At 63.8% G+C, this 23,999-nt stretch carries 20 protein-coding genes; 11 read left to right on the top strand and 9 right to left on the bottom strand.

Annotated features, from left to right (window positions below; genetic code table 11):
* Positions 1-5 precede the first annotated feature (5 nt).
* The 3 genes from AC5ZFO_RS02740 to metF all read right to left on the bottom strand — a co-directional run bounded on the left by AC5ZFO_RS02740 (position 6) and on the right by metF (position 6,292).
* Positions 6-794: a hypothetical protein gene (locus tag AC5ZFO_RS02740; RefSeq protein ID WP_496121286.1), complete on the bottom strand. Its 789-nt coding sequence runs from the start codon at positions 792-794 to the stop codon at positions 6-8.
* Positions 795-1,492: 698 nt separating this feature from the next.
* Entirely contained in the window at positions 1,493-5,344 is a 3,852-nt protein-coding gene (metH, locus tag AC5ZFO_RS02735) for a methionine synthase (RefSeq protein WP_282519979.1), read from the bottom strand.
* Between the two features lie 6 nt (positions 5,345-5,350).
* Positions 5,351-6,292, bottom strand: a complete 942-nt coding sequence (metF, locus tag AC5ZFO_RS02730) for a methylenetetrahydrofolate reductase [NAD(P)H] (RefSeq protein WP_166345253.1) — start codon at positions 6,290-6,292, stop codon at positions 5,351-5,353.
* 398 nt (positions 6,293-6,690) lie between these two features.
* Here metF and AC5ZFO_RS02725 point away from each other — a divergent pair, with 398 nt between their 5' ends.
* Positions 6,691-7,707 (top strand): LLM class flavin-dependent oxidoreductase, encoded by a 1,017-nt coding sequence (locus tag AC5ZFO_RS02725; RefSeq protein ID WP_282519980.1) that lies wholly within the window; start codon positions 6,691-6,693, stop codon positions 7,705-7,707.
* A 168-nt stretch (positions 7,708-7,875) separates the two neighbouring features.
* Here the strand turns inward: AC5ZFO_RS02725 and AC5ZFO_RS02720 are convergent, their stop codons facing one another.
* Positions 7,876-8,736, bottom strand: coding sequence for a prephenate dehydratase (locus tag AC5ZFO_RS02720; RefSeq protein ID WP_496121283.1), 861 nt, complete (start codon positions 8,734-8,736; stop codon positions 7,876-7,878).
* A 21-nt stretch (positions 8,737-8,757) separates the two neighbouring features.
* A complete protein-coding gene (locus AC5ZFO_RS02715; protein WP_282519982.1) occupies positions 8,758-9,498 on the bottom strand; it encodes a 3-deoxy-manno-octulosonate cytidylyltransferase in 741 nt (246 codons plus the stop codon).
* 219 nt (positions 9,499-9,717) lie between these two features.
* Here AC5ZFO_RS02715 and AC5ZFO_RS02710 point away from each other — a divergent pair, with 219 nt between their 5' ends.
* The 6 genes from AC5ZFO_RS02710 to AC5ZFO_RS02685 all read left to right on the top strand — a co-directional run bounded on the left by AC5ZFO_RS02710 (position 9,718) and on the right by AC5ZFO_RS02685 (position 18,219).
* Positions 9,718-10,272 (top strand): c-type cytochrome, encoded by a 555-nt coding sequence (locus AC5ZFO_RS02710; protein WP_282519983.1) that lies wholly within the window; start codon positions 9,718-9,720, stop codon positions 10,270-10,272.
* 212 nt (positions 10,273-10,484) lie between these two features.
* Positions 10,485-12,386 carry an extracellular solute-binding protein gene (locus tag AC5ZFO_RS02705; protein ID WP_282519984.1) on the top strand — a complete coding sequence of 634 codons (1,902 nt, stop codon included), beginning with the start codon at positions 10,485-10,487 and terminating at the stop codon, positions 12,384-12,386.
* Positions 12,387-12,400: 14 nt separating this feature from the next.
* Complete coding sequence (locus AC5ZFO_RS02700) at positions 12,401-14,284, top strand: extracellular solute-binding protein (RefSeq protein ID WP_282519985.1); 1,884 nt, start codon at positions 12,401-12,403, stop codon at positions 14,282-14,284.
* A 2-nt stretch (positions 14,285-14,286) separates the two neighbouring features.
* Positions 14,287-15,396 carry a microcin C ABC transporter permease YejB gene (locus AC5ZFO_RS02695; protein ID WP_028148358.1) on the top strand — a complete coding sequence of 370 codons (1,110 nt, stop codon included), beginning with the start codon at positions 14,287-14,289 and terminating at the stop codon, positions 15,394-15,396.
* On the top strand, positions 15,396-16,574 hold the full coding sequence (locus AC5ZFO_RS02690) for an ABC transporter permease (protein WP_085401891.1): 1,179 nt from the start codon (positions 15,396-15,398) through the stop codon (positions 16,572-16,574). The genes AC5ZFO_RS02695 and AC5ZFO_RS02690 overlap by 1 nt, the downstream gene beginning before the upstream one ends.
* A 7-nt stretch (positions 16,575-16,581) precedes the next feature.
* Entirely contained in the window at positions 16,582-18,219 is a 1,638-nt protein-coding gene (locus AC5ZFO_RS02685) for an ABC transporter ATP-binding protein (protein ID WP_282519986.1), read from the top strand.
* Between the two features lie 89 nt (positions 18,220-18,308).
* On the opposite strand, the gene AC5ZFO_RS02680 is transcribed toward AC5ZFO_RS02685, so the two are convergent.
* Positions 18,309-18,539, bottom strand: coding sequence for a hypothetical protein (locus AC5ZFO_RS02680; protein WP_496121279.1), 231 nt, complete (start codon positions 18,537-18,539; stop codon positions 18,309-18,311).
* 37 nt (positions 18,540-18,576) lie between these two features.
* Entirely contained in the window at positions 18,577-18,858 is a 282-nt protein-coding gene (locus tag AC5ZFO_RS02675; RefSeq protein ID WP_282519988.1) for a hypothetical protein, read from the bottom strand.
* 289 nt (positions 18,859-19,147) lie between these two features.
* Between AC5ZFO_RS02675 and AC5ZFO_RS02670 the strand changes: the two genes are divergently transcribed.
* Positions 19,148-19,399 carry a hypothetical protein gene (locus AC5ZFO_RS02670; protein ID WP_282519989.1) on the top strand — a complete coding sequence of 84 codons (252 nt, stop codon included), beginning with the start codon at positions 19,148-19,150 and terminating at the stop codon, positions 19,397-19,399.
* Positions 19,400-19,510: 111 nt separating this feature from the next.
* On the opposite strand, the gene AC5ZFO_RS02665 is transcribed toward AC5ZFO_RS02670, so the two are convergent.
* The gene (locus AC5ZFO_RS02665; protein WP_282519990.1) at positions 19,511-20,365 is read right to left on the bottom strand and encodes a C40 family peptidase; all 855 of its coding nucleotides are present in this window, start codon (positions 20,363-20,365) and stop codon (positions 19,511-19,513) included.
* Complete coding sequence (locus AC5ZFO_RS02660) at positions 20,358-21,731, bottom strand: leucyl aminopeptidase family protein (protein ID WP_496121276.1); 1,374 nt, start codon at positions 21,729-21,731, stop codon at positions 20,358-20,360. The genes AC5ZFO_RS02665 and AC5ZFO_RS02660 overlap by 8 nt, the downstream gene beginning before the upstream one ends.
* A gap of 220 nt (positions 21,732-21,951) precedes the next feature.
* Here AC5ZFO_RS02660 and AC5ZFO_RS02655 point away from each other — a divergent pair, with 220 nt between their 5' ends.
* The 3 genes from AC5ZFO_RS02655 to AC5ZFO_RS02645 all read left to right on the top strand — a co-directional run bounded on the left by AC5ZFO_RS02655 (position 21,952) and on the right by AC5ZFO_RS02645 (position 23,910).
* Positions 21,952-22,155: a hypothetical protein gene (locus AC5ZFO_RS02655; RefSeq protein ID WP_018454690.1), complete on the top strand. Its 204-nt coding sequence runs from the start codon at positions 21,952-21,954 to the stop codon at positions 22,153-22,155.
* A 253-nt stretch (positions 22,156-22,408) separates the two neighbouring features.
* Entirely contained in the window at positions 22,409-23,461 is a 1,053-nt protein-coding gene (locus AC5ZFO_RS02650) for a metallophosphoesterase family protein (protein WP_496121273.1), read from the top strand.
* Between the two features lie 38 nt (positions 23,462-23,499).
* On the top strand, positions 23,500-23,910 hold the full coding sequence (locus tag AC5ZFO_RS02645; protein ID WP_496121271.1) for a hypothetical protein: 411 nt from the start codon (positions 23,500-23,502) through the stop codon (positions 23,908-23,910).
* The last annotated feature ends 89 nt before the right edge of the window (positions 23,911-23,999 follow it).

Raw genomic sequence — 23,999 nt, 5'->3', positions numbered from 1 at the left:
CCGTCCTATCGCCTGTTGCAGGGCTTGATCTCGCCCGCCGCGGACTTCAGGACGATCGGATTCGGCGACAGCCTGATGCCAAAGAACAATTGAGAGCCGGACACCTTGTCGTCCGATCCCTGGTGGGCGTCCAGCTCGAGCTTCGCCGCGATCTCGGATGTCAGCTTGGCCCGCTCCTCCATCGAAATCGTGTTGTGATATTTGATCTCGTAGACGACGTCGGCTTCCAGCACGGAGCGCGTCTGGCAGACGACGCCGCCGCTCGAAATGTTCAGGGCGATCGCGCCCTCGCATTCGGCCTTCAGCAATGCATTGCGGGTCGATATCAGCGATTCGTCGGAAATCAGGAGAATGTTGGCGTTCTCGAGCTTGAGGTGAATTGAATCAACTTGCTGCATTCCGGCGACCGCCGACAGCTTGTCCCTGACCTGCGCGGACACGTCGAGGTTCTTCTCGAGCGATTGCTTCAGGTCCCGGTCCACCGTCGGTGATTTCCGGATCTTGTCGGCCAGCAGCGTGGGGTCGATATCGCAGGTCGGATGCAGCTCCAGCCGGCCATCGCTCAGATATTCGATCGTGTTGATGGTGCCGGGACCGCCGAATGTGCTTGGCGGGACCACCTCGAAATATCCGGTCTCGGAGAGGATGGCCGTGATCGTCTGTTTCTTTCGCGGGAATCCGACCCAGGCTGCAACCATCACCAGGCCTATCGCGACAAAGACGAGGCTACCAAGCCAGAGCCATTTGCGGCTTGCTACTTTCGCGGGCAGCACAACTGGTTTCGCTCGCCGCATGGCGCGTAGCCTTTCGGGCAGTCAGCCGCGGCAATCGTGGGCAGCACGACAAGGGCGATCGCGGCGACGAACAGTGCAATGAACTGCGTCATATGTTCGATCCCAAGCAAACCATCGGTTTGAAGGTAGTAGACCGATAGAGTAGCGAATCAAGGTTGAGCGGACAAGTGAACGAGTTCACACCGCCCGGTTCCCGCGCGAAATTGCCGGCGAGGCGAGTTGTGAGGCGACTTCGCTTTCGAAGCGGTTGCACGTTCGGCTGCTGTAGCCCGGATGCCCCTTACCCTCCCCTGGAGGGGGAGGGTCGATCGCGCAAAGCGCGAGCGGGGTGGGGTGATCTCTCAACACGGGTATTGCTCAACGCGGAGAGACCGTCACCCCACCTCGGTCCGCATTCCGCTTCGCTGCATGCGAACCGATCCTCCCCCTCCAGGGGAGGATGGGGACCGTGCGTGTGGGATCTGAGTTGCCCGTCGCCGTCATTCCGGGCGCAACCTTCGCGCGCCTCCGAATGACGGCGACGGGCGAGGCGAAGAGTATCAGACGGGCACGGCAGGCGATGATGGAATATTACCGGTGTTTTGCCCGACGGAGCAAGTCGTTTCGGTAAGACCGAAATTCCTCAAGCCTTTCAACCCCATCCCTACTGTGCATGGGGTTGTTTTTCACTTTTTAGTCTTGGGAAGTGAAGGCGGGGCCTACCCCGCCCCCGCGCGCTTCTTCTGCCAGACGAGATGCACCGCGCAGGTGCAGCCGGGCGGATGCGAGGCGAGGTCCTTCGACGTCTCGTCGTTCGCGGGTGTCGCCGCGAAAGCCTTGTCGGTGCCCTCTCGCGACGGGATGTAGTTCAAGACCGGCGCGAGCCAGCGCTCGGTCTCGGCCACCGTCATGCCCTTGCGCGCGGCATAGTCCTCGACCTGGTCACGCTCGATCTTGCCGACGCCGAAATAATAGCTCTCGGGGTTCGCGAAATAGAGCCCCGACACGGAAGAGCCCGGCCACATCGCAAAGCTCTCGGTCAGCCTCACGCCGGCGGTCGCTTCCGCGTCGAGCAGCTCGAACAGCGTCGCCTTCTCGGTGTGATCGGGCTGCGCGGGATAGCCGGGCGCAGGGCGGATGCCCTGGTATTTCTCCAGGATCAGATCGTCGCAGGAGAGTGCTTCGTCCGGTGCATAAGCCCAGAACTCGCGGCGCACGCGGGCGTGCATGCGCTCGGCGAAGGCCTCCGCAAGGCGATCGGCCAAGGCCTTGCACAGGATCGAGGAGTAGTCGTCATTGGCCATCTTGAAGCGGTCGGCGACCACATCCTCACCGATGCCGGCCGTGACGACGAAGCCCCCGACATAGTCGGGCACGCCGGCGGGCGCGACGAAGTCGGCGAGCGCGGCGTTGAACCGGCCCTCGCGCTTCTCGAGCTGCTGGCGCAGCGTGTGCAGCGTCGCGATTCTCTTGGTCCGGCTTTCGTCGGCATAGAGCACGATGTCGTCGCCTTCAGCGTTCGCCGGCCAGAAGCCGACCGTCGCACGCGCCCGGAACCATTTTTCCTTGACGATCAGGTCGAGCATTTTGCGCGCATCGTCATAGAGCGAGCGCGCGACTTCGCCGACCTTGGAATCGTCGAGAATGGCGGGGAAGCGGCCGGCGAGCTCCCAGGTCTGGAAGAACGGCGTCCAGTCGATATAGGGCACGAGCTCGGCGAGATCGTAATCGTCGAAGCTGCGGATGCCCAAGAAGGTCGGCTTCACCGGCTTGTTCGCGGCGAAGTCGACCGGCACGCGGTTGGCGCGCGCGGCCGCGAGCTTCAGGCGCTTCTTGTCGGCCTGCGCGCGCAGATGCGCGTCCGAGATTTTGGCGTATTCGGCGCGCACCTCGGCGGCGTAAGCCTCGCGCTTCTCGGGCGAGAGCAGCGAGGAGGCAACGCCGACGGCACGGCTGGCGTCATTGACGTGGACGACGGGACCGGCGCGATAGCTCGGGTCGATCTTGACCGCCGTGTGCACGCGGCTCGTGGTGGCGCCGCCGATCAGCAGCGGCAGCTTCAAACCTTCACGCTGCAATTCGCCGGCGAAGAACGCCATCTCGTCGAGCGAGGGCGTGATCAGGCCTGATAGCCCGACGATGTCGGCCTTCTCCGCCTTCACCGTCTCGACGATCTTAGCGGCCGGCACCATCACGCCGAGGTCGATGACCTCGAAATTGTTGCACTGGAGCACGATGCCGACGATGTTCTTGCCGATGTCGTGGACGTCGCCCTTGACGGTCGCGAGCACGATCTTGCCGGCGGAAGAGGAGCCTTCGGTGCCGATACCGTTGGCGAGGTTGCGTGCCTTCTCTTCCTCCATGAACGGCATCAGCCACGCCACCGCCTGCTTCATCACGCGCGCGGATTTCACCACCTGCGGCAGGAACATCTTGCCGTCGCCGAAGAGGTCGCCGACCACGTTCATGCCGGCCATCAAGGGGCCTTCGATCACGTCGAGCGGACGCTTGGATGCCTTGCGGGCCTCCTCGGTGTCCACTTCGATGAACTCGGTGATCCCGTGCACCAGCGAATGCGACAGCCGCTTCTCCACCGGCCATTCACGCCAGGCGAGGTCGGCTTCCTTGGTCTGGGTCTTGTTGCCGCGGAATTTCTCCGCAAGTGCCAGCAGGCGCTCGGACGCGCCGGGGTCGCGGTTGAGGATGACGTCCTCGCACACCTGGCGCAGCTCGGCATCGATGTCGTCATAGACGATCATCTGTCCGGCATTGACGATGCCCATGTCCATGCCCGCCTTGATGGCGTGATACAGGAACACCGAGTGCATCGCCTCGCGCACCGGCTCGTTGCCGCGGAACGAGAACGACAGATTGGAGACGCCGCCGGAAATATGCGCGTGCGGCAGGTTCTGGCGGATCCAGCGCGTCGCCTCGATGAAGTCGACGCCGTAATTGTTGTGCTCCTCGATGCCGGTCGCGATCGCGAAAATATTCGGATCGAAGATGATGTCCTCAGGCGGGAAGCCGACGCGGTCCACCAGGATGTCATAGGCACGCTTGCAGATCTCGGTCTTGCGCGCGAACGTGTCGGCCTGGCCGACTTCGTCGAACGCCATCACCACCACGGCTGCGCCATGGCGCCGGGCGATCTTGGCCTCGTGAATGAACTTCTCCTCGCCTTCCTTCATCGAGATCGAGTTGACGACCGGCTTGCCCTGCACGCATTTCAGGCCGGCCTCGATCACCGAGAATTTCGAGGAATCGACCATCACGGGGACGCGGGCGATGTCGGGCTCGGCGGCAACGAGGTTGAGGAAGGTCACCATCGCGGCTTCCGAATCCAGAAGCCCCTCGTCCATGTTGACGTCGATGATCTGCGCACCGTTCTCGACCTGGTCGCGGGCGACCTGCAGCGCGGCCGTGTAGTCGCCGGCGGTGATCAGCTTGCGGAAGCGGGCGGAGCCGGTGACGTTGGTGCGCTCGCCGACATTCACGAAGGGAATGGCGTCGGTCAGGATGAACGGCTCGAGGCCGGAGAGCCGCAGCCGCGGTTCGATTTCCGGCACGACGCGCGGCTTGTGCGGGGCGACGGCTGCCGCAATCGCCGCGATGTGGTCCGGCGTGGTACCGCAGCAGCCGCCGACGATGTTGACGAGGCCATCGCGCGCGAATTCGCCGACCAGGCGCGCCATGTATTCCGGGGTCTCGTCGTATTGACCGAATTCGTTGGGCAGGCCGGCGTTCGGATAGGCGCAGACCAGCGTGTCGGCGACGCGGCCGATATCGGCGATGTGGGCGCGCAGATCTTCCGCGCCGAGCGCGCAGTTGAAGCCGATGGTGACGGGTTTTGCGTGCCGCACCGAATTCCAGAACGCTTCCGGCATCTGGCCCGACAGCAGGCGGCCGGATTTGTCGGTGATGGTGCCCGATACCATCACGGGCACGTCGATGCCCCGCGCTTCGGTGATTTCGGCGATCGCATAGAGCGCCGCCTTGGCGTTCAGCGTGTCGAAGATGGTCTCGACCAGCAGCAGATCGACACCGCCGTCGAGCACGCCGTTGATCTGCTCGCCATAGGATTTGCGCAAATCGTCGAAGGTGACGGCCCGGTAGCCGGGGTTGGAAACGTCCGGCGAGATCGAGGCGGTGCGGTTGGTCGGGCCGATGGCCCCCGCAACGAAGCGCGGCTTGCCGTCCTCGGCTTCGACGCGACGAGCGGCATTGCCGGCGAGGCGGGCGCCTTCGCGCGCCATCTCGTAGACGATGTCGGTGAGGTCGTAATCGGCCTGCGCGATCGAGGTCGTCGAGAAGGTGTTGGTCGCGACGATGTCGGCGCCGGCGCGCAAGTATGCGGCGTGGATGTCCTCGATTGCCTGCGGCTGGGTCAGGATCAACAGGTCGTTGTTGCCGCGGAGGTCGCGATGGAAGTCCTTGAAGCGCTCGCCGCGGAAGGCGGCCTCATCGAACTGCAGGTTCTGGATCATCGTGCCCATGGCGCCGTCGAGCACGAGGATGCGCTCGCGCGCGGCGTTGAGCAGGGCAGTTCGCTTGGGAGAAACGGGAGTGGTCATTTTATCTTAAGCCGCCTTCTGCGCGCTCTTGGCGCGGATGCCGAGCAAATGGCTAATCGCGAACACGAGATCGGCGCGGTTCATGGTGTAGAAATGGAAGGTGTCGACGCCGCGCTTCGCCAGCTTCTGCACCTGGCCGGCGGCAACGGTCGCGGCCACCAGCTTGCGGGTCTCGGCGTCGTCGTCGAGGCCGTCGAATTTCTCCGCCAGCCAGTCCGGCACGGAGGTGCCGGCGCGGGTGACGAAATTGCGGGCCTGCTTGAAATTGTGCATGGGCATGATGCCGGGCACGATCGGGATGTCGATGCCGCGGGCACGCACGCGGTCGAGATAGCGGAAGTAGAGGTCGTTATCGAAGAACACCTGCGTGATCGCGCGCGTCGCACCCGCATCGACCTTGGCCTTCAGCGTGTCGATGTCGGCGTCGAAATCGCGCGCTTCAGGGTGCTTCTCGGGATAGGCGGACACGGACACTTCGATGTCGCCGTGCCGCTTCTTGATGCCCGCAACGAGGTCGGCAGAACTCTGGTAGCCGTCGGGATGGCTGGAATAGGGCGTGCCGATGCCGCCGGCGGGATCGCCGCGCAGGCCGACGATGTGGCGGACGCCGACCTCGTGATAGCGGTCGACGATCTCGTCGATCTCCCCGCGCGAGGCGCCGACGCAGGTCAAATGTGCGGCCGGCAGCAGCGCGGTTTCCTTGAGGATGCGGGTGATGGTCGAATGGGTGCGCTCGCGGGTCGAGCCGCCGGCCCCATAGGTCACGGAGACGAATTTCGGGTCAAGCGGGGCGAGCCGGTTGATGGTCTCCCAGAGATTGCGCTCCATCTCCTCCGTCTTGGGCGGAAAGAACTCGAAGGAGATCGCAGGCCGCTTCGAGGAGAGGTGCCCGTTTTGGAGGTGCCCGTCTTGCCCTTCGGCTCGGGCAGGCGTCGTCAGATCGGTCATGGCACCACTCACTCCAGGGGCTCGTCCGGCTTTCGGCGGCCGGCAGTCGGGTCTCGATTGGATGTGGCCAAGATAAGCCAAAGCGGTCGCACTCGACAGCCCATCAGGGATGGGAAGTGGCCCACTTTCACCGGTAACGGTGGAAATATTGAACGGAGAGGGTGTAAGTGGGAAGTGCGTAGATCCGATAATATGTTATATAAATCAACAAATTGTAACGGATTTGGCGGCGAGTAGGAGCAAATAAGGGGCGTGGGCAGTGTGAAGACGGTGTTGCCGCGACAAATCTTGTCCCATCGCCTCAACCGGCCTTGCCGTGCGGGTTCGCGGCCTGCACACGCCAGACCTGCGCAGTCTGCCCATTGCCGCCGCGCCGGCCTTCACTACCTTAGCGCGCCATGATCCCGCTCTCAGTCCTCGACCTCTCCGTCGTCACCACAGGTACAAGACCCGCCGCGGCGCTGCGCAACAGCATCGATCTGGCGCGCCATGTCGACGGGCTTGGCTATGTCCGTTACTGGCTCGCCGAGCATCACAACCTCGCCTCGGTGGCGAGCCCGGCCCCCGATGTGATGATCGGGCAGATCGCGGCGATGACGAAGCGCATCCGCGTCGGCTCCGGCGGGGTGATGCTGCCCAACCACGCCCCGCTCGTGGTGGCCGAGCGCTTCAAGATGCTGGAGGCGCTGTTTCCCGGCCGCATCGATCTCGGTCTCGGCCGTGCCCCCGGCACCGACGGCGCCACCGCCTATGCGCTGCGCAGCCGTCTCGACCGCCGCGAGGGCGACGATTTCCTGGAGCGGCTGCACGAACTGATTCTGTGGGAGACCCGCGAATTTCCCGCAGGGCATCCCTACAACAACGTCGTCGCGATGCCCGACGACACCAAGCTGCCGCCGATCTGGCTGCTCGGCTCCAGCGATTATTCCTCGGAGCTCGCCGCGCAAGTCGGCATGGGCTTCGCGTTCGCCCATCATTTCGCATCCCACGACGCGATCGATGCGATGGTGCATTACCGCAACCGTTTCCAGCCCTCGGCCTGGAGCGCGAGCCCGCACGCGATCCTCGCCGTCGCCGTCATCACGGCCGATACGGATGAGGAGGCCGAAAAGCTCGCCACCTCGTTCGATCTCAACCGCCTGCGCCGCGACCGCGGTCAATATCTGCCCCTGCCGAGCGTCGAGGAGGCGCTGGCCTATCCCTATACGGACGCCGAGCGCATTTCGATCTCGCGCAACCGTTCGCGCCTCTTCGTCGGCAGTCCGGCGACGGTGCAGAAGAAACTGCAGCCGTTGATCGATGCGAGCAAGCCGGACGAGTTGATGGTGATTACGGCCGTGTACGACCACGACGCGCGGAAGAAGTCGTATTCGCTGCTGGCGGAGGCGTTCGGGCTGAAAGCGGCCGCGGCGTAGCTTACCCTCCCCTGGAGGGGGAGGGTCGCTAGGCATTGAGCGAAGCAAAATGCGTAGCGGGGTGGGGTGACGGTCTCTCGGCGACGAATACTGCCCGAATGGAGAGATCACCCCACCCCGCTCGCGCTGCGCGCGATCGACCCTCCCCCTCCAGGGGAGGGTGGCCAATCAATCCTGTTGCGTCTCGCTGAACGTCGCGCGGAAGGGGTGCCCCGGATACACGCCGACGATGCGGAATTCGCGGGAGAAGAACTTCAGCTCCTCGATCGCGAAGGCGAGCCCCTTGTCGTCAGGATGGCCGTCGACGTCGGCATAAAACTGCGTGGCGAAGAAATTGCCGTCGACCATGTAGCTCTCGAGCTTGGTCATGTTGACGCCGTTGGTGGCAAAGCCGCCGAGCGCCTTGTAGAGCGCGGCGGGCAAGTTGCGCACGCGAAATACAAAAGTCGTGACCAGCGGGCCGGAGCCCTGCGCCGCCCATTTCGGCTCGCGCGCCAGCACCACGAAGCGCGTGGTGTTGTGCGCCTCGTCCTCGATGTCCTCGGCCAGGATGTCGAGGCCGTAGATCTTTGCCGCAAGCCGCGAGGCGATCGCGGCGACGGCCTTGTCGTTGCGCTCGGAGATGTCGCGGGCGCTGCCGGCGGTGTCGGCGTGCACGATCGGCTCGATGCCGAGCTTGCGGATGATGCGCCGGCACTGGCCGAGCGCATGCACGTGGCTCTCGACGCTTTTGATGTCCCCGAGCTTCGTCCCCTTCACCGCCATCAGCTGATGGCGGACGGGCAGAAACCATTCGCCGATGATGAAGAGGCCGGAGGCCGGCAGCAAATGATGGATGTCGGCGACGCGGCCCGCGACCGAATTCTCGATCGGGATCATGCCGAGATCGGCCTCGCCCGACGAGATCGCCGACAGCGCGTCCTCGAAGGTGGCGCATGGCATCGGCTCGGCGTCGGGATAGGCCTCGACGATGGCGATGTGGGAATTGGCCCCAGGCTCGCCCTGGAATGCGATTTTCAGCTTGCTCATGATCGGCCTTGTAACAGCGGCTCAGGATTTGGAAAGGATGCTGCGGGCGGTCTCCAGGTCCGCGGGCGTGTCGACCCCGCGGGGCACGGTGTCGACGATGGTGAAGTCGATCCGCATCCCGGCCTCCAGCGCCCGGAGCTGCTCGAGCTTCTCCTGCAATTCCAGCGGGGATGGCGGAAGCCGGACGTAGCGCTCCAACGCGGCGCGGCGATAGGCGTAGAGGCCGATATGGTGGTAGCGCGGTCCGTCGCCGGTCGGAGCGGTCGCGCGGGTGAAATAAAGTGCGCGCATGCGTTTCCCGCCCAGCGAGGTTCCGATCGCCTTTACGACGCTCGGCGCGAGGTCCTCCTCCTCGGTATGGATCTGCGAGGCCAGCGTCGCGATGTCCACCGCCGGGTCTTGCAGCGGCGGCAGCACCTCGCGGATGTTGTCGATCGTAATGGTCGGGAAATCGCCCTGGAGATTGACCACGATTTCGGCCTTGCCTGAGGGATCGAGCTTCTGCATCGCCTCGTGGATGCGGTCCGAGCCGGAGGGGTGCTCCGGGCGGGTCATCACGGCTTCGCCGCCATGGGCGGTGACCACGGAGGCGATCTCGTCCGTATCGGTTGCGACCGCGACCCGGCCGATGCCGGCGGCCTCTGCTCGCCGCATCACATGCACGATCATTGGCAGGCCGGCGATGTCGGCGAGCGGCTTGCCGGGCAGGCGGGTGGCGGCCATGCGGGCCGGGATCAGCACCAGGATGCGGGGATCGATCATCGGGTCAAGGGCCTGGAAACGAGAGGTTTTCCGCGTCGAGAAATGGGGTGGGGACGGGCTGAAAGCCGGGTCGCTTATACGGGTTGCCAGACCCCGGGCAAACCGATATCTCAATGGCAAAACTCGGGGAAACAATAAGGAACGTTTGATTCTCCCGAGGCTCGTCCTGGCGGCCGCGAGGCCGCTATTTCCTTACTGTGGTGTGGGGCCTGGCCGGAAATGGACTCTTTCGAACTCAATAAGATTCTCGGTGCCGTGTTGGGCACCTGTCTCATCCTGCTGGTGACGAGCTTCACCGCCCAGGCGCTGTTCACGCCGAAGCCGCTCGAGAAGCCGGGTTTCGAGATTGCCGTGAAGGAAGACGCCGGCCACGGCAAGGAAGGCGGCGGTGCTGCCGCTGCCTCCGAGCCGATCGAAAAGCTGCTCCAGACCGCGTCCGTCGAGAAGGGCGCGGCGGCCGCCAAGAAGTGCGGCGCCTGCCACACCTTCGAGAAGGGCGGCCCGAATCGCGTCGGTCCGAACCTCTATGGCGTCGTTGGCGAAGCCAGGGGCGAGGGCCGCAACGGCTTCAACTTCTCGGCCGCCATGAAGGCCAAGGGCGGCACCTGGTCGTTCGACGATCTCAACAAGTTCATCGCCAGCCCGAAGGGCTTCATCCCGGGCACCGCGATGGGCTTCGCCGGCATCCCGAAGGACTCCGAGCGCGCCGACGTCATCGCCTATCTGAATTCGCTGTCAGAGCATCCTCAGCCGATCCCGACGGCGTCGAAGTAAGGCGTCAAAAACCTGTCTTGGAATTAACGGCCAGGCTGAAAAGCCTGGCCGTTTGCTTATCCGGGCCTCGCGGTGAGTTTATCGGGGCGTTTGGCCGCATTCGCCGGGCCACGCGGGCTTCCAACATGAGGAAAAAGCAACATATTCCGTCGAAACCTCGCCTATATTGAGCACTTAAAGGGGTAACCTCCTTCAAGATCAGGAATGTTGATTTGGCCATTACCCGACGCGATCTCCTGCTCACCGGCACTGCCGCCGTAGTGCTCCCCGCCCTCGGTTCCGTAGGGGGCCTTCCCGTCATCGGCACGGCCGCGGCGCAATCCGCCAGTGAGGCGCCCTGGCGCCACGCGCTGTCGCTGTTCGGACAGGTCAAATATCCCGCCGACTTCAAGCGCTTCGATTACGTCAATCCGGAAGCGCCCAAAGGCGGTGTCGCGCGCCAGATCGCCGTCGGCACCTTCGATAATTTCAATATCGTGGTGGCCGGGGTGAAGGGGCAGGTCGCCGGTGCCGTCGCGTTCATCTACGAATCCCTCACGACGCCGTCGCTCGACGAGGTCTCGACCGAATACGGCGCGCTGGCCGAGGCCGTCAGCCACCCGGCCGACTTTTCCTTCGTCACCTATCGTTTGCGGCCGCAGGCCAAATGGCATGACGGCAAGCCGGTCACTGCGGACGACGTGATCTTCTCGCTGGATGCCTTCAAGAAGCATCACCCGATGTACTCGGCCTATTACAGCCATGTGGTGAAGGCCGAGAAGGTCGGCGAGCGCGAGGTGAAGTTCGTGTTCGACGCGCCGGGCAACCGCGAGCTGCCGCAGATCGTCGGGCAGCTCACGGTTTTGCCGAAACATTGGTGGGAGGGGACCGACGCGCAAGGCCGCAAGCGCGATGTCTCCGCGACCACGCTCGAAATACCGCTCGGTTCCGGCCCCTACAAGGTCAAGGAATTCGTGGCGGGACGGTCGATCGCGCTGGAGCGCGTCAAGGATTATTGGGGGCGCGATTTCGCCGCCAATGTGGGCCGCAACAATTTCGACGAGATGCGCTACGAGTATTTCCGCGATGCCACCGTGGCGATCGAGGCTTTCAAGGCCGATCAGGTGGACTGGCGCACCGAGAACAGTGCGAAGAACTGGGCGACCGCCTACGACTTCCCGGCCGTGACCGAAAAGCGGGTAATCCTCGAGGAGTTCGCCAATCGCAGCTCGGGCGTCATGCAGGCTTTCGTGCCGAACCTGCGCCGCTCAAAGTTTAGAGATCCTCGCGTGCGTCGTGCGCTCAACTATGCGTTCGACTTCGAGGAGATGAACAAGCAGATCTTCTACGGTCAGTACAAGCGCGTCAGCAGCTATTTCGATGGTATCGACGAGCTCATGGCGACCGGGTTACCGCAGGGGAAAGAGCTCGAGATCCTCGAGACCGTCCGCGCCGAGGTCCCGCCGGAAGTGTTCACGACGGCCTACACCAATCCGGTCGGCGGCAGTCCGGAAGCCGTGCGCGACAATCTTCGCGAGGCGCTGCGCCTGTTCAAGGAGGCCGGCTACGAGGTGCGCGACCGCAAGCTGATCGACGTCAAGACCGGTGCGCAGTTCACCCTGGAGCTGCTGAACCAGGATCCGAGCTTCGAGCGGGTCACGCTGTTCTACAAGCCGTCTCTAGAACGGCTCGGCATCGCGGTCAGCGTGCGCACGGTCGACCCGACTCAGTACGAGAACAGGACTCGGGACTGGGATTTCGACGTCGTCACCAACTCATGGGGCGAGTCGCAGTCGCCGGGCAACGAGCAGCGCGAGTTCTGGTCGTCCAAGACCGCCGATATCCCCGGGTCGCGCAACATTACCGGCATCAAGAATCCGGCGATCGACAAGCTGATCGAGAGGCTGATCTACGCCACGGGTCGCGACGATCTAGTCGCGGCAACCAAAGCGCTCGACCGTGTGCTGCTGTGGAATCACTACGTCGTTCCGCAATGGACCTATTCGAAGATCCGCACCGCGCGCTGGGATCGCTTCGGCCGACCGGCGGAATTGCCCAGATACGGTCAGTCCGGCTTCCCGTTCATCTGGTGGTATGACGCAGACAAGGCGGCACGGATCGCAAAGAAGTCGTGAAGGACACCCCCCGCATGACGCAGATGTCACGCCGCCATGTGCTGGTCTTGGGTGTCGGCGGCACTCTCGGTGCGTCCCTCGGCGCACTGATGTTGCCCGGCGCACGCGCATCGGAAGCGGGGACCGAGGCGCACGGTATCTCGGCGTTCGGCGATCTCAAATATTCCGCCGATTTCCACCATTTCGACTACGTCAATCCCGACGCGCCGAAGGGCGGCGCGTTCTCGCTCATTCCCTCGGTGCGGGCCTACAACCAGTCCTATTTCACGTTCTCTTCGCTCAACGCTTACATCCTGAAGGGCGAAGGTGCGCAGGGCATGGACATGACCTTCGCGCCGTTGATGGCGCGGGCCAATGACGAGCCCGACGCGATGTACGGGCTTGCGGCGAAATCGGTGCGAATCTCGCCGGACAAGCTGACCTACACCTTCACGATACGGCCCGAGGCCCGCTTCCACGACGGCTCCCGGCTCACCGCGCATGACGTCGCCTTCTCGCTCAACACGCTGAAGGAGAAGGGCCATCCGCTGATCATCGTGCAGCTCCGCGATTTCGTGAAGGCCGAGGCGCTGGACGACGCCACCGTGGCCGTCACCTTCGCGCCGAACCGCGCGCGCGACGTGCCGCTCTATGTCGCGAGCCTGCCGATCTTCTCGAAGGCCTATTATGCCACGCGCGCCTTCGACGAATCGACGCTCGATACGCCGCTGGGCTCCGGCCCGTACAGGGTCGGCAGGTTCGAGGTCAACCGCTACGTCGAATACGAGCGCGTCAAAGACTGGTGGGGCGCCGACCTGCCGGTCTGCCGCGGCAGCTACAATTTCCACACGGTGCGCTACGAATTCTACCGCGACCGCGACGTCGCCTTCGAAGGCTTCACCGGCAAGAACTATCTGTTCCGCGAGGAGCTCACCTCGCGCATCTGGGCCACGCGCTATGATTTCCCGGCGATCAAGGACGGCCGCGTCAAGCGCGAGCAGCTGCCGGACGAGACCCCGTCGGGTGCGCAGGGCTGGTTCATCAACGCCCGCCGCGACAAATTCAGGGATCCACGCGTGCGGGAGGCACTGATCTACGCCTTCGACTTCGAATGGACCAACAAGTCGATCATGTACGGCGCCTACGCGCGCACGCACTCGCCATTCCAGAACTCCGACATGATGGTATCAGGCCCGCCTTCACCCGAAGAGCTCGCGCTGCTCGAGCCCCTCCGCGGCAAGGTGCCTGACGAAGTGTTCGGCCAGCCTTTCGTGCCGCCGGTGTCTGACGGCTCGGGACAGGACCGTAGCCTGCTGCGCAAGGCGGGCGAGCTGCTCAACGAGGCGGGCTACGTCATCAAGGATCGCAAGCGGGTGCTGCCCAATGGCGAGCCTTTCACGATCGAGTTCCTGAACGACGAGCAGTCGATCCAGCCGCATCACGGGCCGTACCTGAAGAACCTCGCAACGCTCGGCATCGACGCCACGTTCCGCCTGGTCGACGCCGTGCAGTACCGCGCGCGGCTCGAGGATTTCGATTTCGACATGACGATCCAACGCTTCTCGATGTCGGCGACGCCCGGCGACGCCATGCGGGCGTTCTTCTCCTCCCAGGCGGCCAAGACCAAAGGCTCGTACAATCTCGCCGGCATCTCCGATCCGATCGTCGACGCGCTGATCGAGAAGATCATTGCCGCCCAGACGAGGGCGGAACTGACCACAGCATGCCGGGCCTTCGATCGCGTGTTCCGGGCCGGGCGCTACTGGGTGCCCCAGTGGTACGCAAACTTTCATCGCGTGGCCTATTGGGACCAGTTCAGCCATCCCGACAAGCCGGCGAAATATGCGCAAGGCGTCGGCGCGCCAGAGAATTGGTGGTTCGATGCCGCCAAGGCGGCCAAGCTTGAGCAGGCGAAATAATCATGAGCGCCTATATCGCCCGCCGCATCCTCCTGATGATCCCGACCCTGCTCGGGATCCTCTTCGTCTCCTTCGTCGTCGTGCAATTCGCGCCGGGCGGGCCGGTCGAGCGCGTGATTGCGCAGCTCTCGGGCGCCGACACCGGCGGCAGCTCGCGCATCTCGGGCGGCGGTGATTTCGCTCAGCGCGCGCCGGGTCAGCTGGGCGCTGGTGGCGATGCCATCAATTCGAAATATCGCGGCGCGCAGGGGCTGGACCCTGACTTCATCAAGAAGCTGGAGAAGCAATTCGGCTTCGACAAGCCGGCCCCCGAGCGCTTCGCGCTGATGGTGTGGAATTTCGCCCGCTTCGATTTCGGCAACAGCTATTTCCGCGACGTCAGCGTGCTCCAGCTGATCAAGGAAAAGCTGCCGGTCTCGATCTCGCTCGGCATCTGGCTGACGCTTTTGACCTACCTGATCTCGATTCCGCTCGGCATCCGCAAGGCGGTCAAGGACGGAACGCGCTTCGATACCTGGACGTCGAGCGTGCTCGTGCTCGGCTACGCGATTCCCGGCTTCCTGTTCGCGATCCTCCTGATCATCCTGTTCGCCGGAGGCTCGTTCTTCAACTGGTTCCCATTGCGCGGACTGACGTCGGACGGCTGGTCGCAATTTCCCTGGTACTGGAAGATCATCGATTACTTCTGGCATTTGACGCTGCCGCTGATCGCCATGGGGCTCGGCGCGTTCACCACCATGACGTTCCTGACCAAGAACTCGTTCCTGGACGAGATCCGCAAGCAATACGTGATGACCGCGCGCGCGAAAGGTTGCAGCGAGAATCGGGTGCTCTATGGTCACGTCTTCCGCAACGCGATGCTGATCGTGATCGCGGGCTTTCCCAGCACCTTCATTCACGCATTCTTCTCGGGATCGCTTCTGATCGAGACCATCTTCTCGCTGGATGGGCTCGGACTGCTGAGTTTCGAGAGCGTTCTCAACCGCGACTATCCCGTGGTGTTCGGCACGCTCTTCATCTTTTCGCTCGTCGGCCTCGTGATCAACCTGATCTCTGACCTGACCTACATGTGGATCGATCCGCGGATCGATTTCGAGGCGCGGGAGGTCTGATGACACTGGCCGCCCCGACCCCGATCGAAACCACCGCAAAGTCGCCGCTCGGCGATGCCGTGCCGATCACGCGCAAGCCGTTCGTGCCATCGCCGCTCAACCGCCGGCGCTGGCAGAACTTTAGGGCGAACCGGCGCGGTTACTGGTCGTTCTGGATCTTCATGATCCTGTTCGTGGTGTCGCTGTTTGCCGAGCTGATCGCCAATGACCGGCCGTTCCTGATCAAGTATGACGGCCATCTCTACTGGCCGGCCTTCGTCACCTATTCCGAGACGACCTTCGGCGGCGACTTCGAGACGGCGGCCGACTACCGCGATCCCTATTTGCAGAAGCTGATCAAGGACAAGGGCGGCAGCATCGTCTGGCCGCTGATCCGCTATTCCTACGACACCCACAATCTTGATCTGCCGACGCCAGCCCCGTCACCGCCGACCTGGATGTTGACGGAGGCGCAGTGCAAGCCTGTCGTCGAGAAGAAGGGCCTCAAGAGCTGCCGCGACCTGGAATACAACTGGCTCGGCACCGACGATCAGGGCCGCGACGTGGTTGCGCGCCTGATCTACGGTTTCCGCATCTCGGTGCTGTTCGGCCTGTGCCTGACCATTGTCTCCTCGGTTGTCGGCATCGCCGCCGGTGCGGTGCAGGGCTATTTCGGCGGCTGGGTCGACCTGTTGTTCCAGCGCTTCATCGAGATATGGACTGCGATCCCTTCGCTTTACCTTCTGCTGATCCTCTCGTCGGTGCTCGTGCCCGGCTTCTTCGTGCTGCTCGGTATCCTGCTCCTGTTTTCCTGGGTGTCGCTGGTCGGGCTCGTGCGCGCGGAATTCCTGCGCGGGCGCAATTTCGAGTACATCCAGGCCGCGCGGGCGCTTGGCGTGTCGAACGCCGTGATCATGTTCAAGCATTTGCTGCCGAACGCGATGGTCGCGACGATGACGTTCCTTCCGTTCATCGTCTCCTCGTCGGTCATGACGCTCACGGCCCTCGATTTCCTCGGCTTCGGGCTGCCGCCCGGCTCGCCGTCGCTCGGCGAATTGCTGTCGCAGGGTAAGTCCAACGTGCAGGCGCCCTGGCTCGGTTTCTCCGGCTTCTTCTCGGTCGCGATCATGCTGTCGCTCTTGATCTTCATCGGCGAAGCCGTGCGCGATGCCTTCGATCCGCGCAAGACGTTCAAGTGAGGGCGTGATGGACGCGATCAACCAGCCCCTGCTTGCCGTCCGCGACCTCTCGGTAGCCTTCCACCAGGGCGGCGCCACGACGCTTGCGGTCGACAAGGTCTCGTTTCAGATCAAGCGCGGCGAATGCGTCGCGCTTGTCGGCGAGTCCGGCTCCGGCAAGTCGGTCAGCGCGCTCTCGATCCTGAAGCTCCTGCCCTATCCGAATGCCTCGCATCCCTCGGGCAGCATCCGCTTCAAGGGGCGGGAGCTGATCGACCAGTCGGAGCGTGAGATGCGGGAGATTCGCGGCAGCGACATCTCCATCATCTTCCAGGAACCGATGACCTCGCTCAATCCGCTGCACACGATCGAGGCGCAGATCGGCGAGATCATCCAGCTCCACAATCCGACCAGCAATGCCGAGGCGCGCAAGCGGACGCTGGAACTGCTGACGCAAGTCGGCATTCCCGAGCCCGAAACGCGGCTCAACAGCTATCCGCACCAGCTCTCCGGCGGCCAGCGTCAGCGCGTGATGATCGCCATGGCGCTCGCGAACGAGCCGGATCTGTTGATCGCGGACGAGCCCACCACAGCGCTCGACGTCACCGTGCAGGCACAGATCCTGGCGCTGCTCGCCGAGATCCGCGCGCGGCTCGGCATGAGCTTGCTCTTCATCACCCACGATCTCGGCATCGTGCGCCGCATCGCCGACCATGTCTGTGTCATGAAGGGCGGCGAGATTGTCGAGCAGGGGCCGGTCGAGCAGGTCTTCAGGACCCCGAACCATCCCTATACGCGCGACCTGCTCGCGGCGGAGCCGAAGCCCGATCCGGCGCCGCCGCAGCCGAGTGCACCGGTGGTGATGTCCGCCGATGATTTGAAGGTCTGGTTTCCGATCAAGCGCGGCTTGATGCGCAAGACGGTCGGCCACATCAAGGCGGTCGACGGCGTCAGCATTGCCGTGCGCAAGGGCGAGACGCTCGGCGTCGTCGGCGAGTCCGGCTCGGGCAAGACCACGCTCGGGCTGGCGCTGATGCGGCTGATCTCCTCGAACGGCCGCATCGTGTTCCTCGGCAAGGACATCCAGGGCCTGCGCTTCAAGGAGATGCGACCGTTCCGGCGCGACATGCAGATCGTGTTCCAGGATCCGTTCGGCTCGCTCAGCCCGCGCATGTCGGTCGCCGACATCGTCGCCGAGGGCCTCACCGTGCATCAGCCAGAGCTGTCGCGCGAGGAGCGCGAGGCGCGCGTCGTCAAGGCGCTCGAGGACGTCGGGCTGAAGGCGGACACCCGCTACCGCTATCCGCATGAATTCTCCGGTGGCCAGCGCCAGCGCATCAGCATCGCGCGGGCGGTGGTGCTGGAGCCGGATTTCGTCGTGCTGGACGAGCCGACCAGCGCACTCGACATGCTGATTCAAGCACAGATGGTCGATCTCTTGCGGGAGCTCCAGCGCAGGCGCGATCTCACCTACATGTTCATCTCTCACGATTTGCGCGTCGTTGCTTCGCTCGCCAGCCATCTCATCGTGATGCGCGGCGGCAAGGTGGTCGAGGAGGGACAGGCCGCCGAACTGTTCAAGAGCCCAAAGACCGATTACACGCGCGCGCTGTTCGCGGCGGCATTCCGGCTGGAGACGGCGGGGAACGGGGCGGTGGCGACCTGATTCCTCCGGGGCGCGATTCCGGGGCGCGCGGTAGCGCGAACCCCGGGGACGCTTCTGCTTGCGGGCTTGCACCTGCCAGTCGCGTTGATCTATGCGGCGCGTTCCTTGTCTGACCGTGCCTCGACCGTGGTCGCTGTTTCTTCCAACCTCTTTTCGTAATTGCCCGCAAGCTTCTCAATACTATCGGCCCACATCCTCAATATTGAGACCTGAAAGTGGATCATCGGCTTCAAGGCATTCATGCCGATTGCTGTCGCTGCGGCGATGCGCCGTTGTGGGTCGTGTGCGAGATGGTTTGCAGTACCGGTCTTGTCTGCCATGGTGCTCGCTCCTTCGTTCTGGTGTTGTGGCCTAAAGTCACCTCTCGGGTTGTGAATTGCGTGCTTCCAAACACTCGGCCAAGATTTGATCTGCCGCGAGTCGGGCACATTGGTCGTCATGCAATTCATCCATTTTCTTCAAGTAGGCGACTGCGGCTATTTGCAAGAGATCGAAATCATCTTCGCCGGTATCGCGAAGATTGGCGATGTAGCGGTCGAGGGCGGCACGCCTGTTGTCATTCTCGCTGATGCCACTGTGGAGCAGCAAGTAGTTCCGCCAAGCGAACGCACACGCGCCTTCTCGGGCCTGAGAATTCATGGGCACCTCCCAAAGGCAGAGAAAGACTGACGACGTCTTTCGTTCCGCGAATCTCTCAGTTGTAACGTTGTTCCGTAGCTGCACCGCGAAGTGCCTATGAGCCGGCCGCGGGCTGCCCTTCGAATGACGGGTTGCATGAATGATCGCGCGTGTGTTCCCCGGAAAAATGAGCTTGGGGAACGTGCGAGACTTCCGGTTCTATCTGCGCTGGAGTGTCGCAGTCGGCTTCGCTCAAATATATCGATATCCACGATAATATCCGAACCGAGAGCTTACCGCGGAGGCGGTGATGGCTTCGAAGCTGTCTTCGGGCGTTGTTCCCTTGCTGCTGGTCGGAACAACGGCGCTTTTGATCGCAATTCGGCCACCCGTGTGGCTACTGCTGCTGCTTGGCTCCTTTGCATTGGCGGTGCTGTATATCGTCGCTAGAACAAGGTCGCGTTATGATCCGCTCGATCCACGCTTCGGCAGCTGCATCCCTCCGATTTCCAAGCCGAAGACCAGCGTCGACAATGTCCCCAAGCAACATGGCGACGTCTGACATGCATCAGATGCGGATCCGCTTCGGGCCCAAGATCGACATGCGGCCATATCGGTTTCAACGTGGCCTTCCGAAATCAAAGCGGACGCGACGAATTCACGAGTGCCCGCCCTAGAGCCGCTTGATCGCGGCGATTTCGCTGCCTGCCGCCTTGATCCGTGCGATCGCCGGCTCGGTCGCCTCGATCACGGCTGCCATGTGATGCGCGTTGGCGTGAACCATGGTGCTGCCATCGCGGACGATGGCGACATGGCCCTTCCAGAAAATGAGATCGCCGCGTTGCAGCTTGCTCCGCTCATGCGGCTCCAGCGCGCGGCCGAGCCCTGCCTGCTGCATGTCGCTGTCGCGCGGGCAGCCGATGCCCGCTGCTGTCAGCGAGATCTGCACGAGGCCGGAGCAATCGATGCCGAGGCTGCTCTTGCCGCCCCAGAGATAGGGCGTGCCGACGAAGCGTTCGGCGACCGCGACGAAGTCCGGCTCGCGATGATCGAGCGGGGCGAGATGGCCACTAGGCAGATATTGTCCGTCGCGCGTCACGGCGAAGCTGCGGTCCTCGCGCGCGACTGCGACCTTCGATCCCATGACGAGTGTGCCGGCCGGCGGCAGCTTGATCGAGGGACCGGGGAAGGCGAATGTCCGGAGCGCGCTCACCGTGTGGGTTGACGCGGCGGCCGGCTTCATCAGCGCTGCGTCGGGGAGCCAGCCGACATAACCATCGCCACCAAGCTGGCCCCAGGCCCAGCCCTCGCCGTTGCGGTCGTAGACCGTGACGCGCTCGCCGCGCAGCGCCTCCGTCATCAGCATCGCGTTCGACGACGGCTGCTCGCGCACGGGCGCGATCGCCTCGAACACCTCGAATTCCTCGCCCGTGACGAAGCGGTCGGCTTGCACCTCGCCTTCGAGGTATTTCGCGGCGATGTCGCCCCGCGCCGGCGTTAGCCTTGGATCGTGTCCTGGATCATGCATAGCGCTCGCTCAGCAATGCGTAGATGGCGCGCGCGGCCTGGCATTCGCCGCCTTCGGGCCGCGCCGGCTTTGCCGACGGGGTCCAGCCGTAAATATCGACATGCAGCCAGCTTTTCGCCTGCTCGACGAACCGTTGCAGGAACAGCGCGCAGGTGATCGAGCCGGCAAAGCCGCCGGACGGTGCGTTGGTGATGGTGGCGGTCTTGGAGTCCAGCCACGCATCGTAAGGCGGCCACAGCGGCATGCGCCACAACGGATCGTTCTCCTTCGCCGCGCACCGCGCGACGTCGGCGGCCAGCGTCTCATCATTGGTGTAAAAGGGCGGTAAATCCGGCCCCAGCGCGACGCGCGCCGCGCCGGTCAGCGTGCCCAGATCGATCAGAAGGTCCGGCTTTTCCTCGTCGGCCAGCGCCAGCGCGTCGGCGAGCACGAGCCGGCCCTCAGCGTCAGTGTTGCCGATCTCGACCGTGATGCCCTTGCGCGAGGTGAAGATGTCGAGCGGCCGGAAGGCATTGCTGGAGACGGCATTTTCGACCGCCGGAATCAGCACGCGCAGGCGGACCTTGAGCTTCGCATCCATCACCATGCGCGCGAGCGCCAGCACGTTGGCGGCGCCGCCCATGTCCTTCTTCATGATCAACATGCCGCTCGACGGCTTGAGGTCGAGTCCGCCGGTGTCGAAACAGACGCCCTTGCCGACCAGCGTCACCTTGGGATCATCAGGATCGCCCCAGCCGATGTCGATCAGGCGCGGCGCGCGGTCCGAGGCCATGCCGACGGCGTGGATCAGTGGAAATTTCGTCCTCAGATCCTCGCCGATGGTGCAGGCAAAGCTCGCACCGAATTCCGTGGCGAGCGCTTGCGCGGCCGCGGCCAGCTCCTCCGGCCCCATGTCGTTGGACGGCGTGTTGATGAGGTCGCGCGCCAGCATCGCGGCGTCCGCCACACGATTGATCTCGGCCGCGTCGACGCCATCGGGCGGCACCAGCCGGACGGCGGGGCGGTCAGCCTTGCGGTAGCGGGCGAAGCGGTAGCTGCCGAGTGCAAAGGCAAGCGATGCCAGCCGCGCATCGTGCGGTGCATTGGCAAATCGATAGATGCCCAGCGGCAGCAGGCTGGGCAGGGCGCCCGGCCGGAACAGGTCGCGTGATCTCGCGCCCTCGTCCTCCAGTCCGAACAGCACTTGCGCGATCGCGCCGTCCGGCGCGGGCAGCGCGAGATAGCCGCCCGGCTTGGCGGCAAAGGCGCTGGCGGTGGCGAACCGGCGCTGCACCGGCGGCAATTTCTCGGCGACCTGATCCCAGCTCGACTTGGTGACGAAGGTGATCGGGATGGCGGTGGGCGATGTCTCGAAGACAGAAGGCATTGGCGGGTCCGGATCGTCTGATCAAGCAGGTCATGCGAACGGACGAGACTTCGCAGAGTTTCGCCGCGGCTGCAATCGGCTTTGCTGTCACCGTTCAGCGACCCGCTACTCGCCGCAAGGGGCCCATGCTAGGTTCCGGCAACGGCCGCCGGATCGACTGGGAAAACTGTGCAGGAGATGACCGGCCACCGAAGACGAGGCCTGCCGGGAGGAAACTGCAATGGAATTTGTGTGGAGCGTGGTCACATTCATCGGCCAGGCCGTCGAGGCGATCTTTGGTTATGTCGAGCATCATCACTGGATATTTGCGTTCCTTGCCGGCGGTTACGTCTTCTATCTCCACGACCGCTCCGTCCACGCGCGGTTCGATGCGCTCGACAAGCGCATCGACGAAATCCGCAAGCGGCTTGCCATCGAATATTGATCGGGTCAGCGAAACCATCGCCGGGCGGATCTCGTATCCATGCTGAGAACTGCCGTTCACGAGAGCGCGGCCGCGGGGCTTTACTAGCGCCGCGGTTGTGGCATTATTGACGAATATTTTAGATTGTGTCGTGCGGTTCTGCTGGCATCGAGCGCAACAACGCGGCGGCTCGGCTTGATATCCGGCCAAACCTGTTCGTCGAAAGCATTCTTCTCATCGTTTGGGCGCAGCATTCGCAAATGAGCGGCGCAAAATGGATAGAGCGTTCGTTATTGCGCAGATTTCCGACCTGCATCTGGATGGGTCAGGCCGGCTGCTGGCGACGATCGAGGCGCTCAGTGCCGCAATCCGCAAGGCGATGGCGGACTTCGCGGACGTTCCAGATCGCATTCTGCTGATCACAGGCGATCTCGTGGACGACCCGACGCCGCGCGCCCTGGACGAAGCGCTCGCCGTCATCGCGTCCTTCCGGCAGACCGGACTGTTCACCGACATCCAGGCGGTCGCGGGCAATCACGACGTCAAGCGCCCGAGCCAGCGCGCGGGCCGCCACGACGTCTATGATTATTTGCATCTGCCGCGGAGCTCGAAGAGCGTCTATTACCGCCAGGCTGGCCTCGATCTGGTGCTGCTCGACTCCAACCGCGCGAGCCTCTCAACGCTCGCGAGCGGCAATATCGACGAGAGCGCCTACAGCGCGCTTGTCGCGGATTCCGCCCGGCTGAGCGTCGAGCTCGCAGGCAGCATGGGATCCGTGGGACGCGCCGACTATGCCGAGCCGGCGGAAAACCTGGTGCGCGTGCTGGCGTTGCATCATCATCCGCTGCCGCAGGCGACCGGCGAAGGAAAGCGGTTTCTCGGCGTCCCCGACGAACCGCTGATGTATCTCGCGGCGCCCGCAACCTTCCTCGAAGCGGCGACGTCGCTCAACGTCAATCTGGTCCTGCACGGACACCGGCATGTCGAGGGGCTCACCCGTTACTCGATCCCGGATCCGCGGGCCACGCGCAGCGCGAGCGGCGAAGCCTTCTGGCGTACGATCTACGTGCTCTCCTGCCCGTCCTCGACCGGGCAGGCCGGTGACGATGCCGGATTCAACATCATTCATTTTGGCGCATCGTCCCGGGCCGGCCGCACGGAGCACCAGTTCGCGATCACGCGCTATTCGCGGCCGCGCAACGACGGCACCTTCGGGCTGCTCGACTCGAACCTGCCGGACGGCGTCATCAGGTTGCCGGCAGGACGGGATTTTCCCGCGATCCCGCCGTCCAGTCGGCCATCGAGATCGCCTCATGTGCGATGTTGAAGCGTGATCAAGTTGCCGCACAGGCCCGGCGGCTCCTGATGCGCCGCGCTTTCTACGCCGACGGCGAGGTGGACTGGCCGAGCGCGCTCCACGCCTATCTCGTCACGTCATGGGCCTGGGCCGATATCGCGGGCAAGTTCGCGAGATCGGAGCGCAGGGATGACGCCGAGGCGCTGGCCGCGGTGAAGTTGCTGCTGCGCCGCCTGGTCGAGCACTGCGCCGACGTGCTCGGCATTGACGACGTTCAGCTCGACGAGCTCCTTGCGAAGCGGCTGGTCAACCGCAACGACTTCCGGCGCGAATGGCCCGGGATGCCGAGCCCGGGCGTCGATGTTGCTCAGGCGCGGCGCCGGCTGCAATTGCTGTTGCACGACCTGAACGAGCCGGTGAAGGTGCTCGGTCTCGATCTCGCCCTCGGTGGCGACCCGCCGCCGCAGACACCGCCGTGAGGGGCAGCCAGGCTGACGTTAACCGGCCGTTAGGGTTAACAGTCTATTGCTGGCGCGTTCGGCTCGATCAATCGGCTCGTGAGTCAAAA

The sequence above is a fragment of the Bradyrhizobium sp. Unk1 genome, assembly GCF_059512345.1.
Note: the sequence above shows the minus strand (reverse complement) of the source record. Positions and strands in the feature narration are given on the sequence as shown.